Genomic DNA, 13,104 nt, shown 5'->3' with positions numbered 1-13,104 from the left:
GATCAGGCCCCTGCTCTGGCCGTGCGCGGGGCGATCGGCGTTCCCTCCGACAAGAGCAGTTGTCCATCGGTGACAACGTCTTCGCCTCCGGAGAGTCCGGAGCCGATCACCGAGATCCCCTGAAACGTGCGGCTGACATTGACGGGCTGCACGTGAGCCTTGCCGTCCTGCATGATGAAAACGTAGTTGCCGTTCTGGCTGCGCTGCACAGCCGCTGTGGGCACCGTCACCGCTTCCTCGGTCCGGATGACCAGCTTGGTGTTGACCAAAATCCCGGGCCACAAGGTTTCGCTCTCGTTGCTCATGATGCCGCGAACGGTGATCATGCCAGTGGTGGAGTCCACGGCATTTTCAACCATCGCAACCTTGCCGTCTTCGGAGCGCTGATGACCGGGGATGGTCGCGATGACCTTCGATTCGCCGCGACCCATCGCATCGCGTAGATCGACCAGCACACGCTGCGGGATTGCAAACGTGACATAGACGGGCGCCATTTGATTGATTACTGCGAGCGGGGCGGTATCGGCCGGACGCACGAAGTTGCCGACCTTCACGTTGGCCGCACTGATCCGCCCGGAGAATGGCGCGCGGATCACGGTATAGCTCTTCTGCACTTTCAGATTGTCCAGCGCAGACTGATCGGCCTTGATAGTGCCGATCAGAACGTCCGCCTGGGTCTTAGAGTTATCCAGATTGACCTGGGTAGTAGCGCCCTTGCCGATCAGATCGCTGAAACGTCTGACATCGCGCTGCGCGCCTTCCAGGCTTGCCTGGTCCTTCGCGAGCATGCCCTCTGCTTGTTCGATTTGCGCGTCGATCTGTCGCGCATCAAGCGTAAACAGCACGTCGCCTTCATTGACCCTGGCGCCGTCATCGAAGTGAACCTGGACGATGGTGGTTTCGAGTCGCGATTTCAGCGCGACACTTGAAATCGGCGTCACCGTTCCGATCGAATCCACGTCGACCGGCACCGACTTGCGCTCCGCTTTTGCGAGCTCAACTGAAATCACGCGTGGCCGCGCGGATCCCTGTACAGTGGCGCCGCCGCTTGTCCACGATGCACGAGTCATCACGGCCGCCAGCGCAGCAATGCCCAGCACGCCCGCGACAAACATCAAATTACCGGTTTTCATAGCATTTCACGTCGGCCGGTCCGTAAGACCCCGGACGGCCGCTCTCCTGCCCACGATGGCGCGACAGTCGCGCCTGTTTTTTTGAACGGTTATCACACCGCTGCGCCCCATGGTATGCCATATAATGGAAAATGGTTACGGACGGGACTTTCTTTCATGCGAATTGCCTCTTGGAACGTCAATTCGGTGCGGCAACGGATTGAGCATCTGTTGAGTTGGCTGAAGGAATGCGCGCCGGACATCGTTTGCCTGCAGGAGATCAAATGCCTCGATGAGGCATTTCCGAGGGAGGCGATCGAGGCACTTGGATACAATGTGGTCACGCATGGCCAGAAGACCTTCAACGGCGTCGCGCTATTGTCGAAGCTGCCATTCGACGAGACCAAATCAGGACTGGCAGGCGACGACGAGGACACCCACGCCCGATTTCTGGAAGGCGTGGTGACGCTCAAAACCGGCGTGCTACGTGTCGCCTGCCTCTATCTGCCCAATGGCAATCCGCCACAGACCGATAAATACACTTATAAACTCAAATGGATGTCGCGGCTCCTGGAGTACTCGGCCCAGCGTCTCAAGGGGGAAGAGCCAATGGTGCTTGCCGGAGATTTCAACGTGATCCCGACACCTCAGGACGTCCACAATCCGGAAGCCTGGGTTAACGACGCGCTGTTCAGGCCACAAACCCGGGAGAGCTTTCAGTCGCTGCTGGGCCTCGGCCTGACCGATGCACTACGCGCCGTAACAGATGCGCCCGCTCAATACACCTTCTGGGATTATCAGGCCGGCGCCTGGCAGAAGAACCATGGTTTGCGGATCGACCATCTGCTGCTGTCACCGCAGGCGAGCGACGTCCTCGTCGGAGTCGGAATCGACAGCTACGTGCGGGGATGGGAAAAACCCTCGGATCATGTGCCGGTCTGGGCCGATCTCGATCTCGAGACCGCATAAAGCAAATCACACATAGGGAGAGCCGCTTAGGCGGCCCTCACCATCACGTCTGGATTTTGCACGTCTGGATTTTGAGTCAGCAGGGCTCAGCGATAGAGGCCTGCTTCGCTTTGCCGCCCGAACCGATTGTTCAGTCCCTGCGACCCTGCACCCAGTGCTCGAGCATCTGCAGCGCCATCGCCCGGTCATCGTCGGAGGCTTTGGCGATGGCCTTGTTGTAGCTTTCCTTGATCCACGTCTCGTCGGGCCCGGCGCTGTCACGCGCCAGGGTCAACCACATCAATCCGCGAGCGGCCTGGCGGGGCAGTTGGTCACCGTTGAACAGCATCTGTCCCAGCAGCGCCTGCGCCTGGTGCTGCCCCTTCTGCGCGGCCAAGCCGAGCCAACGCGCGCCATATCGGTAATCATCCCGCGACGAGCCGGCGCCATTCAGATACAGCCGAGCTAAATCGTACTGCGCGTCAGCATTGCCGAAGTAAGACGCGGCATAGGAGAACATCTCCCTCGCCCGCTCCGGATCGGATTTGATCTTCGAGTTCGGAATTCCGCTCAGATAATAGCGGCCGAGCGCGACAAAGGCGTTGGCGACAATCGTCGCCTGCGGCGCCGACGGGCTGTCCTCAGCGTGGGCGTTGGCGATCCGGCTGAAATACTCAAAGGCGCGCAAATCGTCCTGGGTCACCCCATCGCCGTTGGCGTACATCCGCCCGAGCTTCCATTGAGCAATGGGATGACCGCCTTCCGCGGCGTATTGTAGGGACGTCAGCGAAGTCTCCGTCGGGGTCGACGACGGAACCGCCTTCTTCAGGGAAATGGTGGCGCCTGACTGGGCCGCAGCGACCGGGATAGCGGCGTCTGAGGCGGCCGGCGCGCCATCGAACGCATATGCCGGGGCCGCCGCCGTTGCGGCACCTAACATCAACGCAAGAATGGCACGCTTAAATGTCCGCATAACACTGCTTCTCGTGCGCCCCGCCTGGATGGGTCACCGCGCCATTCACCGCCGGTCCGACTTGCTGCGCGTATTTCCACAACGCGCCTGATGTATGGTTAGTCTCTCGTGGCTTCCATTTGGTTCTGCGCTCCGCCAGTTCCGGGTCGGTCAATTTTACGTTAAGGATGCCGGCAACCGCGTCGATTTCAATGATATCGCCGTCCCGCAACAGCGCAATCGGGCCGCCGATGGCCGCTTCCGGCCCAACATGGCCGATACAGAACCCTCTGGTCGCGCCGGAAAACCGGCCATCCGTAATCAGCGCGATCTTGCCGCCCATGCCCTGCCCGGTCAGGGCGGCCGTGGTCGAGAGCATCTCCCGCATGCCCGGACCGCCGCGCGGTCCCTCATAACGGATCACGATGACCTCACCCTCTTTGTAGGTCTTCTTCTGGACGGCCTCGAAGGCATCCTCTTCGCGGTCAAAACAGCGCGCGGGGCCGGTAAATCTCAAATTCGACATACCCGCGACCTTCACGATCGCACCTTCCGGCGCGAGATTACCCTTCAGGCCGACCACACCGCCCGTCGCGGTGATTGGCTTGTCGGCAGGCCGCACCACGTCCTGGTGCGGATTCCATTTCACGCTTTTGAGATTTTCGGCGATCGTTCGGCCGGTGACCGTCAAGCAGTCGCCGTGCAAATGGCCGTTATCGAGCAGCGTTTTCATCAACAGCGGAATGCCGCCAACTTCGAACATATCTTTGGCGACATAACGACCGCCCGGTTTCAAATCCGCGACATACGGCGTCTTTTTAAAGATTTCGGCCACGTCGAACAGATCGAACTTGATACCGCATTCATTCGCGATGGCCGGCAGATGCAGCGCGGCATTTGTTGACCCGCCGGATGCAGCCACAACGGCGGCCGCATTTTCAAGGGAGCGCCGGGTTATGATGTCGCGCGGACGGATGTTCGCGGCAATCAGATCCATGACCTTCTCTCCGGCGGTCATGCAGAAGGCATCGCGAATTTCGTACGGCGCGGGCGCTCCGGCCGAATAGGGCAGCGCAAGTCCGATTGCTTCCGAGACTGTTGCCATTGTGTTGGCGGTGAATTGTGCACCGCAGGCACCCGCGGAGGGGCAGGCTACCCGTTCAATTTCATCCAGATCGGCATCGGACATTTCGCCGACCGAATGCTTGCCGACCGCCTCGAACATATCTTGGACGGTGACCTGCTGGCCTCGGAAATTGCCGGGAAGAATTGAACCGCCATAGATGAAAATCGAGGGCACGTTCAGCCGCACCATGGCCATCATCATACCCGGTAGGGACTTGTCGCACCCGGCGATCCCGACCAACGCATCATAGGCATGGCCGCGCATCGTCAGTTCCACGGAATCGGCAATGCATTCGCGCGACGGCAGCGACGAGCGCATACCGTCGTGCCCCATGGCGATGCCGTCAGTCACTGTAATGGTGCAAAATTCACGCGGGGTGCCGCCGGCGGAGGCGACCCCCTTCTTGACGGCCTGGGCTTGGCGCATCAGCGCGATGTTGCACGGCGCCGCCTCATTCCAGCAAGATGCAACGCCCACGAACGGTTGATGGATCTGCTGGGTCGTGAGCCCCATCGCATAAAGGTATGAGCGGTGGGGCGCCCGTTCCGGGCCTTCCGTTACGTGACGACTGGGTAATCGCTTCTTGATATTGGTCTTGGCGTCCATCGCGAACCTGTTTCCAGCCATCTCTTGTTGGATCCGGAAAACAGGATTTTCCTTCGCCTTCGCGAGCGCCTTGGCCGTAAGCCTACGTCACCATTCATCGAGGGGTGTGGCTAAAAAGCGGCGCGGACAAGAGCTAGCTGTGGCCGTCAGGTAAATCTTAGGTATGTGTTGCGGCAGGGCAACATTTGTGGCCCGGGCGCCACCATTTGTCGGCTTAATTCGCTCGCCAACCCAAACCGAAATCGCCCGGCTACTCGACTTTCACGTTGGCGGCCTTGATCATCGGCCACCATTTCGCGATTTCCGCTTTCTGCCACGTCCCCAGCGCCTCCGGCGAAAGTTGATTGGGGGCCGGCAACTGAAGCCCAAGGTTTTCGAGCTGCTTGCGGACGCCGGGATCATTCAAGGCATCAACCGCCGCCGCGTTGAGCTTTGCGATGATTTCTTTGGGCGTGCCTTTCGGCACCCAAAGTCCGGACCATAGCGTCATGTGAAATCCGGGCAGCCCGGCTTCGTCGGTGGTCGGAATGTCCGAGGCTTGCTCGACGCGCTTGCTGTCAGTGACGGCGTAGGCGCGGATCGTCCCGGCTCGCACCTGCGCGATCGAATTCGACGTTTGATCCACTATCAGGTCGATCTGGCCGGCGACCAGGTCGGTCATCGCCGGCGCAGTGCCTCGATAAGGGACGTATTGCAGCTTGATCCCGGTGACCTTTTCGAAATAGAGCCCGGCGATATGGCTTCCCGAACCCGCCCCCGCCGTGCCCGCCGTCGGCGGCGTTGGCCGCGACCTCAGCCAGGCGAGCAGCTCCTCCAGGTTCTTTGCGGGCACTGCGTTCTTGCTGACGATGATCATGGGATTGCTCGGCAGCAGCACCACTGGTTCGAGATCCGTCACGAGATCGTAGCCGAGCTTATAAATGGCGCCGTTTGCGACGTGAGTGCCGAGATGACCGAAACTGATGGTGTAACCGTCAGGCGGGGACCGCACCGCTCGTCCGACTCCGATCGAGCCGCCCGCACCCGTAACATTCTCGATCAGGATGGTCTCGCCAAGCTTCACCTTCATGCGTTCTGCCAGAATGCGCGACATGGCATCGGATGGTCCGCCGGCCGAAAACGGCACCACGATCGTGATGGGATGAGACGGGAAGGTCTCCGCGCGCGCGTGACCACCCCACGGAGCTAGCGCGATCAAACCCGCCAGAATTGCTTTCCACATCCCGCGTCTCCAGCGCTGCCCCACAGAAAGAAAACTAAAGCTTCGCGTAGTCGATCGGCGCGTGCCGGTCGAGTGTACGCGTAACCGGCGGAAGCGGATATTTAAGGCCGGTAGCGCAATTGAATAGCACCACGCGATCATGTTTTGTCACGCGCCCATCGGCAAGGCTCTGTTTGTAGGCTGCATAGGTGGCCGCGCCCTCCGGACACAGCAACAAGCCCTCCTCGCGCGCGACTTCGTTCAGCGCCGCGGAGATATTCTCATCCGTAACGGCGATGGCAAAGCCTTTGCTTTCCCGAACGGCGCGCAGAATCAGGAAGTCTCCGACCGCCTGCGGCACACGGATTCCGGAAGCAATTGTGTGGGCATCTTCCCAGCGCGGCGCATGCTCGGTGCCGTTCTCAAACGCGCGCACCATCGGCGCGCACCCAGTTGCCTGCACCGCGACCATTCTCGGCCGCTTGCTGCCGATGAACCCGATCGCCTCGAGTTCGGAAAATGCCTTCCACATTCCGATCAGACCGGTGCCGCCGCCGGTGGGATAAAAGATCACATCCGGGACGTCCCAGCCCAACTGCTCGGCGAGTTCGAGTCCCATCGTCTTCTTGCCTTCGATCCGATATGGCTCCTTCAGCGTCGAAGTATCGAACCAGCCAGCCTTGGCCTTACCCTCGGCGACGATCTTGCCGCAATCGTCGATCAGCCCGTTGACACGATAGACGGTCGCGCCCTGCAGCTCGATCTCGCTGACATTCACCTCGGGCGTGTCGGCCGGACAGAAAATCGTGGTCTTGATTCCGCAGCGCGTCGCATAGGCCGCGAGCGCGGCACCCGCATTGCCGTTGGTCGGCATCGCCATATGCTTGATCCCGAGCGCCTTGCCCATGGACACAGCCATGACGAGCCCGCGCGCCTTGAACGAGCCGGTCGGCAAGCGGCCTTCATCCTTGACAATGATCTCGCCGCCACCTGCTTTCCTGGCGAGGTTCGGAAGCCGGATCAGCGGCGTTGTGACCTCACCGAGACTGACGATATCCGCAGCTTTGCGCACCGGCAGCATCTCGCGGTAGCGCCAGAGATCGGCCGGACGCTGCTTCAGCGCCTCCTTGCTCAAGGATTTCTTCACCCCGGCAAGATCGTAGCGCACTAGGAGCGGCTTGTTTGCTTTCGAGAGGTTATGAATCTGGTCGGCCGCATAGTGATCGCCCTCCATCGCGCATTCCAGATGGGTCACGAACGTCGGGCGCTCGGTGGTCAGATTGTCATTGTCTTTCACTGATCGCCATCTTTCTTGCGCTTTATTGATAGCCGGCGTCTTTCTTACAGGCATGCGCACCGGCGCGCCGCCAGGTGCATGCTTTTGATGGCGGTTAGATGTTCAACACCCGGCCATAAGCGTCCAGCACCGCTTCCTTCATCATTTCGGACAGGGTCGGGTGCGGGAAGATGGTGTGCATCAGCTCTTCTTCCGTGGTTTCCAGATTCATGGCGACCACGTAGCCCTGAATGAGCTCGGTGACCTCGGCGCCAACCATGTGCGCGCCGAGCAACTGGCCGGTCTTCTTGTCGAAGATCACTTTGACGAGCCCCTGGTCCTCGCCGAGCGCGATAGCCTTGCCGTTGCCGACGAACGGGAAACGGCCAACGCGGATCTCACGCCCGCCCTCCTTGGCCCGCGCCTCGGTAAGGCCGACCGACGCTACTTGCGGATTGCAATACGTGCAGCCGGGAATGAGGTCCTTGTCGGTTGCTTGGGGATGCAGGCCCTTGATGGCTTCGATGCATACCACGCCCTCATGCTCCGCCTTGTGCGCGAGCATCGGCGGCCCGGCAACGTCGCCGATTGCGTAGATCCCCGGAATATTTGTTTTGCCGAAGCCGTCGATCGCGATCACACCGCCATCGATCTTGACGCCCAGCTTCTCGAGTCCGAGGTTTTCAATGTTCCCGACGACGCCGACCGCCGAGATCACGCGGTCGAACTCGATGGTCTGCGGTTTCTTGCCGTCATCGATGGTGGCGACAACGCTATCAGTCTTCTTCTCGAGCTTGGTGACCTTGGTGCTGGTGAGGATCTTGATCCCCTGTTTCTCGAAACGTTTCCGCGCTAGGCCGGCGATTTCAGCGTCTTCGACGGGGAGGATCTGCGGCAACACCTCCACAACAGTGACCTCAGCACCCATGGTGTGGAAGAACGATGCGAATTCGATGCCGATGGCGCCGGAGCCGACCACCAGCAGCGATTTCGGCATCTTGTCCGGAACCATGGCCTCGAAATAAGTCCAGATCAATTTCTTGTCCGGCTCCAGTCCCGGCAGCACCCGCGGCCGCGCGCCGGTGGCGAGAATGATATGTTTGGCATGGTAGACCCCTTCTCCCGATGTCCCCTTCGGCGCCTCGACGGTGGATTTCTTCACCGTGATCTTGCCGGGTGCGTCGATGACGGCCTCGCCCCAGATCACCGTGACTTTGTTCTTCTTCATCAGGAAGCCGACGCCGTCGTTGAGGCGTTTAGAGACGCCACGCGAGCGCTGCACTACCGCCTTGGGATCGTAGGAGACCTTCTCGGCCAACAGCCCATAGTCTTTGGCGTGCTGCATATAGTGAAAAATTTCCGCCGAGCGCAGCAGCGCCTTGGTCGGGATACAGCCCCAGTTCAGGCAGATCCCGCCAAGATAGGATTTCTCGACAATTGCGGTCTTGAACCCAAGCTGTGCCGCGCGGATCGCTGTGACGTAGCCGCCGGGGCCGGAGCCGATGATGATCACGTCAAAGGAGGTGTCGGGCATCTGTTACTCGCTTACTTTCGCTCCCTCCTCGGCCGGCGGGAGAGGCCAAAAAAGAATTCGGAGGCTATCGGCCTCACACCATCATCATGACGGGATTTTCGATCAGCATCTTGAACGCGCCGATCAGTTCAGCGCCAAGGGCCCCATCGACCGCGCGGTGATCGCAGGACAGGGTGACGCTCATGATGTGGGCGGCCACGATGCTGCCCTCGCGCACCACCGCGCGCTCCTCGCTGGTGCCAACGGCGAGTATCGTGGCGTGCGGTGGATTGATCACGGCGGTGAAATCCTTGATTCCATACATGCCGAGGTTGGACACCGCGGTGGTGCCGCCCTGGTACTCCTCCGGCTTGAGCTTGCGTGCCCGAGCGCGCGCGGCGAAATCCTTCATCTCGCTCGAAATCGTGGATAGCGATTTAGTCTCGGCCTTGCGAATGATCGGCGTGATCAGGCCGCCGGGCATCGCTACCGCCACCCCGATATCGGAGTGCTTATGCTTGAGCATGCCGCCTTCGGTCCAACTCACATTGCAGTTGGGAATCCGTTGCAGCGCGATCGCCATTGCCTTGATGACGAAATCATTGACCGAGAGTTTGTAGGCCGGCTTCTTTTCCTTGTCCTTTGGGGCGGCAGCGTTGATCTCCTCGCGTGCCGCAAGCAGCTTTCCGATATCGCAGTCCATGGTCAGGTAGAAATGCGGAACGGTCTGCACAGAGGCCGTCAGGCGCTGCGCGATGGTCCGTCGCATGCCGTCATGCGGGATCACCTCATAGCTGCCCTCTTCGAACAGCGCGCGAATTTGCTGATCCGACATCGAGGGGGCGATGCTCGGCGCGCCCGAAGGCGCGGCGGCCGGCGCCTTCAGGCCCTTGCCTGATTTGGCTTGCTCGACATCCCTGGCGATCACACGTCCATGGGGGCCGGAGCCCGTAATTCGCCCAAGCTCAATGCCCGCATCTTTCGCCAGACGTCGCGCGAGCGGCGAGGAGAAAATTCGACCATGGCCATTGGTGCGCGCAGCCTCGCCCTTGGAGACCGGCGCCTTCACGCCCTCCTCGGCGCGAGGAGAAGGCGCAGCGCTCCTGGTCTGATCCCCGGAGGCTCGCGCGGCCGGCGCGTCGGTTGACGACGCGGAGGGCGGGGTCGCCGGTTTCGGAGCGGCTGCGGCTGGTGGAGCTTTTGGCGCCGCGCTCGCGGCGCCGGCGGCTTTTACATCTTCGCCATCGCCGGCGAGCACCGCGATCACGTCATTGACAGCGACATCCTGCGTGCCCTCCGGCACCAGAATCTTCGCCAGCGTGCCCTCGTCGACCGCCTCAACTTCCATCGTCGCCTTGTCGGTCTCGATTTCCGCGATCACGTCTCCCGACTGCACCTTGTCGCCCTCTTTCTTGAGCCACTTGGCCAGATTGCCCTTTTCCATCGTCGGCGACAGCGCGGGCATCAGAATGTTGATTGGCATGCTCAGTGACCTTGTTGCGATCGCGGCGTGGTATTGCCCGCGTCCGTTGGCCGCGCGATTTCGGCTTCAAACATTTCAAGAATGCGGGTCAGCGCTTCTTCTTCCGTGAAGTCGCTCTCACGCGCATAAGCGCGCGCCGCATGACGTGCTATGTCAACCAGCAGCAGGCCCCACAGATCAGGCTCTTCGAAAGCGCGCGTGAACGCGATGGAAAGTCCGCCATCCAGCACGAACGCGCGCAACACCTCTACGGCATCGGCGCGGCCCATCACATCCGGGGGCAAAGGCTGCTCTTGGGGACCTGCCATGCGTCACCGATAGCAAACAGCTTTGGCGGCCTCGACCACTTCGGCCGCCGAGGGCAGTGCGAGCTTTTCGAGATTCGCGGCGTAGGGCATCGGCACGTCCTTGCCCGATACGCGCATGACCGGCGCATCCAGGTAATCGAATGCGTGCTCCATGATGCGCGCGGCGATTTCCGATCCAACGCCGTTCTGCTGCCAGCCTTCCTCCACCGTGACGGCGCGGCCAGTCTTCTTCACGGAGGCAATGATGGTTTCCGTGTCCATCGGTCGCAAGGTGCGCAGATCGATCACCTCGGCTTCGATGCCCTCCTTTGCGAGTTCGTCGGCGGCCTTGAGCGCGTAGCTCATTCCGTTCGACCACGACACGATCGTGACGTGCCCGCCCGTTCGCACCACGCGAGCCTTCCCGATCGGGACCACATAGTCGTCCAGCTTCGGCACCGGGCCGGAGTGACCGTACAGCATTTCGTTTTCGAGGAAGATCACCGGATTTGGATCGCGGATCGCAGCCTTCAACAGACCCTTGTAGTCGGCAGCCGAAAACGGCGCGATCACCTTGAGGCCGGGCACCTGCGAATACCAGGCGGAGTAATCCTGGCTGTGCTGAGCCGCGACCCGAGCGGCGGCGCCGTTCGGTCCGCGAAAAACGATCGAGCAGCCCATCTGTCCGCCCGACATGTAGAGCGTCTTGGCAGCGGAGTTGATCAGCTGATCCATCGCCTGCATCGCGAAATTGAACGTCATGAATTCGACGATAGGCTTCAAGCCGGCCATCGCCGCGCCAATACCGACGCCGGCGAATCCGTGTTCGGTGATCGGCGTATCGATCACGCGCTTGGCGCCGAACTCCTGCAGCAGTCCCTGCGTCACCTTATAGGCGCCCTGATATTCCGCGACCTCTTCGCCCATCACGAACACATCGGGGTCGCGTCGCATCTCCTCGGCCATGGCGTCGCGCAAGGCTTCCCGGATCGTCATCGTCACCATCTCGGTGCCCTCTGGCACCTCGGGATCCGGTTCGGCGACGGCCTTTGGCGCGGCCGGGGCGTGCTCCGGCTTCGGGGCGGGGGAAGATTTCGCCTCAGCCGCAGGCGGAGCGGACTCTGCCGCCTTCTCCTGTCTCGCCGGAGCAGTAGGTTTGCCGAGATCGGAGGCACTCTCCCCATCGGCCAGGATAGTGGCGATCGGCGTGTTGACCGCGACGTCGGCTGTGCCTTCCGGGATCAGGATCTTGCCAAGCGTGCCTTCGTCTGTTGCCTCGACCTCCATCGTCGCCTTGTCGGTTTCGATCTCGGCAATCACATCGCCTGACTTGATCGCCTCGCCTTCCTTCTTCAGCCATTTCGAAAGGTTGCCCTTTTCCATGGTCGGCGACAGCGCGGGCATCAGCACTTGGATCGGCATGGTAGCTCCAGAAACTCACTCTTCAGGCTGGAATGCGCGCGAAGGATTCAGCGATAGACGTCGGTGTACAATTCGGAGGCGTCGGGTTCAGGGTCATGTTGCGCGAAATCGGCGGCAGCGTTGACGATCTCACGGACCTCACCGTCAATGGCCTTGAGTTCCTGTTCGCTCATCTTGGCGGCAAGCAAGCGGTTGCGGACCTGCTCGATCGGGTCTTGATCGTGACGCACCTTATCGACTTCCTCGCGGGTGCGGTATTTTGCCGGATCCGACATCGAATGCCCGCGATAGCGGTAGGTCTGCATTTCCAGGATGTAGGGACCCTTGCCGGCGCGGCACCATGCCACCGCCTTGTCGCCAGCCGCCTTCACCGCGCGTACGTCCATGCCATCGACCTGCTCGCCCGGAATGTTGAAGGAGATGCCGCGCTTGGAAAAATCGGTCTGAGCCGAGGAACGCGTGACTGAGGTGCCCATTGCGTAACGGTTGTTCTCGATGACGTAGATAACCGGAAGCTTCCACAGCTCCGCCATGTTGAAGCTTTCATAGACCTGGCCCTGGTTCGACGCACCATCACCAAAATAGGCGAGACTGACGAAATCGTTGCCGCGGTAGCGGTTGGCAAACGCAAGCCCCGTGCCCAATGAAACCTGCGCGCCGACGATGCCATGGCCGCCGAAGAAGTTTTTCTCCTTGCTGAACATGTGCATGGAGCCGCCCTTCCCCTTGGAATAGCCGCCGCGGCGTCCGGTCAATTCGGCCATCACGCCCTTGGCATCCATTCCGCAGGCCAGCATGTGCCCGTGATCGCGGTATCCAGTTATGACCTGATCGCCCTTCTTCAGCGCCATCTGCATGCCGACCACCACGGCTTCCTGCCCGATATAGAGGTGGCAGAAGCCGCCGATCGCGCCCATGCCATAGAGCTGACCGGCCTTCTCCTCGAAGCGCCGGATCAAGAGCATGTCGCGCAGCGCCTTGAGTTCTTGCTCCTTGGTGAAATCCGGCGGCGAGCCGTTGCCTTTGTCTTGCGCCTTGTCCTGCCCTTTGTCCTTGGTGTCGGTCTTCTTGGGTGTGGCCATGGCAATTCCGGCTGAAAGAGAGTGGATCGGCCCTCTCTAGCCCAACTCAATCGGCCGTTAAAGGATTGCGTGATCCGTCTTCGGTCTCGCAATGCC

The 13,104-nt window shown here is 60.9% G+C and carries 11 protein-coding genes; 1 reads left to right on the top strand and 10 read right to left on the bottom strand.

Annotation, left to right across the window (positions count from 1 at the left end; genetic code table 11):
• Positions 1-2 precede the first annotated feature (2 nt).
• A complete protein-coding gene (locus VJV58_RS02070) occupies positions 3-1,133 on the bottom strand; it encodes an efflux RND transporter periplasmic adaptor subunit (RefSeq protein ID WP_324135666.1) in 1,131 nt (376 codons plus the stop codon).
• A 156-nt stretch (positions 1,134-1,289) separates the two neighbouring features.
• Between VJV58_RS02070 and xth the strand changes: the two genes are divergently transcribed.
• Positions 1,290-2,081 (top strand): exodeoxyribonuclease III, encoded by a 792-nt coding sequence (gene xth / locus VJV58_RS02065; RefSeq protein ID WP_324135664.1) that lies wholly within the window; start codon positions 1,290-1,292, stop codon positions 2,079-2,081.
• A gap of 130 nt (positions 2,082-2,211) precedes the next feature.
• Here the strand turns inward: xth and VJV58_RS02060 are convergent, their stop codons facing one another.
• The 9 genes from VJV58_RS02060 to pdhA all read right to left on the bottom strand — a co-directional run bounded on the left by VJV58_RS02060 (position 2,212) and on the right by pdhA (position 13,008).
• Entirely contained in the window at positions 2,212-3,033 is an 822-nt protein-coding gene (locus VJV58_RS02060) for a tetratricopeptide repeat protein (RefSeq protein WP_324135663.1), read from the bottom strand.
• On the bottom strand, positions 3,020-4,744 hold the full coding sequence (gene ilvD / locus VJV58_RS02055) for a dihydroxy-acid dehydratase (RefSeq protein WP_324135684.1): 1,725 nt from the start codon (positions 4,742-4,744) through the stop codon (positions 3,020-3,022). The genes VJV58_RS02060 and ilvD overlap by 14 nt, the downstream gene beginning before the upstream one ends.
• Positions 4,745-4,994: 250 nt before the next feature.
• The gene (locus tag VJV58_RS02050) at positions 4,995-5,966 is read right to left on the bottom strand and encodes a tripartite tricarboxylate transporter substrate binding protein BugD (protein ID WP_324135662.1); all 972 of its coding nucleotides are present in this window, start codon (positions 5,964-5,966) and stop codon (positions 4,995-4,997) included.
• A gap of 34 nt (positions 5,967-6,000) precedes the next feature.
• Positions 6,001-7,242: a threonine synthase gene (locus VJV58_RS02045; protein WP_324135661.1), complete on the bottom strand. Its 1,242-nt coding sequence runs from the start codon at positions 7,240-7,242 to the stop codon at positions 6,001-6,003.
• Between the two features lie 94 nt (positions 7,243-7,336).
• A complete protein-coding gene (gene lpdA, locus VJV58_RS02040; protein ID WP_324135660.1) occupies positions 7,337-8,755 on the bottom strand; it encodes a dihydrolipoyl dehydrogenase in 1,419 nt (472 codons plus the stop codon).
• Positions 8,756-8,828: 73 nt separating this feature from the next.
• Entirely contained in the window at positions 8,829-10,217 is a 1,389-nt protein-coding gene (locus VJV58_RS02035) for a pyruvate dehydrogenase complex dihydrolipoamide acetyltransferase (protein ID WP_324135658.1), read from the bottom strand.
• 2 nt (positions 10,218-10,219) lie between these two features.
• Positions 10,220-10,525 (bottom strand): DUF5076 domain-containing protein, encoded by a 306-nt coding sequence (locus VJV58_RS02030; RefSeq protein WP_324135657.1) that lies wholly within the window; start codon positions 10,523-10,525, stop codon positions 10,220-10,222.
• A gap of 3 nt (positions 10,526-10,528) precedes the next feature.
• Positions 10,529-11,926, bottom strand: a complete 1,398-nt coding sequence (locus tag VJV58_RS02025; RefSeq protein ID WP_324135656.1) for a pyruvate dehydrogenase complex E1 component subunit beta — start codon at positions 11,924-11,926, stop codon at positions 10,529-10,531.
• A gap of 47 nt (positions 11,927-11,973) precedes the next feature.
• Positions 11,974-13,008 carry a pyruvate dehydrogenase (acetyl-transferring) E1 component subunit alpha gene (gene pdhA, locus VJV58_RS02020; RefSeq protein ID WP_324135655.1) on the bottom strand — a complete coding sequence of 345 codons (1,035 nt, stop codon included), beginning with the start codon at positions 13,006-13,008 and terminating at the stop codon, positions 11,974-11,976.
• Positions 13,009-13,104 lie beyond the last annotated feature (96 nt).

Origin of the sequence: Bradyrhizobium sp., assembly GCF_035273305.1 — a bacterium.
GTDB lineage: Bacteria > Pseudomonadota > Alphaproteobacteria > Rhizobiales > Xanthobacteraceae > Bradyrhizobium.
This window is presented reverse-complemented; position numbering and strand designations above follow the sequence as displayed.

What these genes read in the sequence shown, in the direction of transcription:
- ilvD (WP_324135684.1), bottom strand. Translation starts at nt 4,744, where the DNA reads ATGGACGCCAAGACCAATATCAAGAAGCGATTACCCAGTCGTCACGTA.
- VJV58_RS02030 (WP_324135657.1), bottom strand. Translation starts at nt 10,525, where the DNA reads ATGGCAGGTCCCCAAGAGCAGCCTTTGCCCCCGGATGTGATGGGCCGC.
- VJV58_RS02070 (WP_324135666.1), bottom strand. Translation starts at nt 1,133, where the DNA reads ATGAAAACCGGTAATTTGATGTTTGTCGCGGGCGTGCTGGGCATTGCT.
- VJV58_RS02060 (WP_324135663.1), bottom strand. Translation starts at nt 3,033, where the DNA reads ATGCGGACATTTAAGCGTGCCATTCTTGCGTTGATGTTAGGTGCCGCA.
- xth (WP_324135664.1), top strand. Translation starts at nt 1,290, where the DNA reads ATGCGAATTGCCTCTTGGAACGTCAATTCGGTGCGGCAACGGATTGAG.
- pdhA (WP_324135655.1), bottom strand. Translation starts at nt 13,008, where the DNA reads ATGGCCACACCCAAGAAGACCGACACCAAGGACAAAGGGCAGGACAAG.
- lpdA (WP_324135660.1), bottom strand. Translation starts at nt 8,755, where the DNA reads ATGCCCGACACCTCCTTTGACGTGATCATCATCGGCTCCGGCCCCGGC.
- VJV58_RS02035 (WP_324135658.1), bottom strand. Translation starts at nt 10,217, where the DNA reads ATGCCAATCAACATTCTGATGCCCGCGCTGTCGCCGACGATGGAAAAG.
- VJV58_RS02025 (WP_324135656.1), bottom strand. Translation starts at nt 11,926, where the DNA reads ATGCCGATCCAAGTGCTGATGCCCGCGCTGTCGCCGACCATGGAAAAG.
- VJV58_RS02050 (WP_324135662.1), bottom strand. Translation starts at nt 5,966, where the DNA reads ATGTGGAAAGCAATTCTGGCGGGTTTGATCGCGCTAGCTCCGTGGGGT.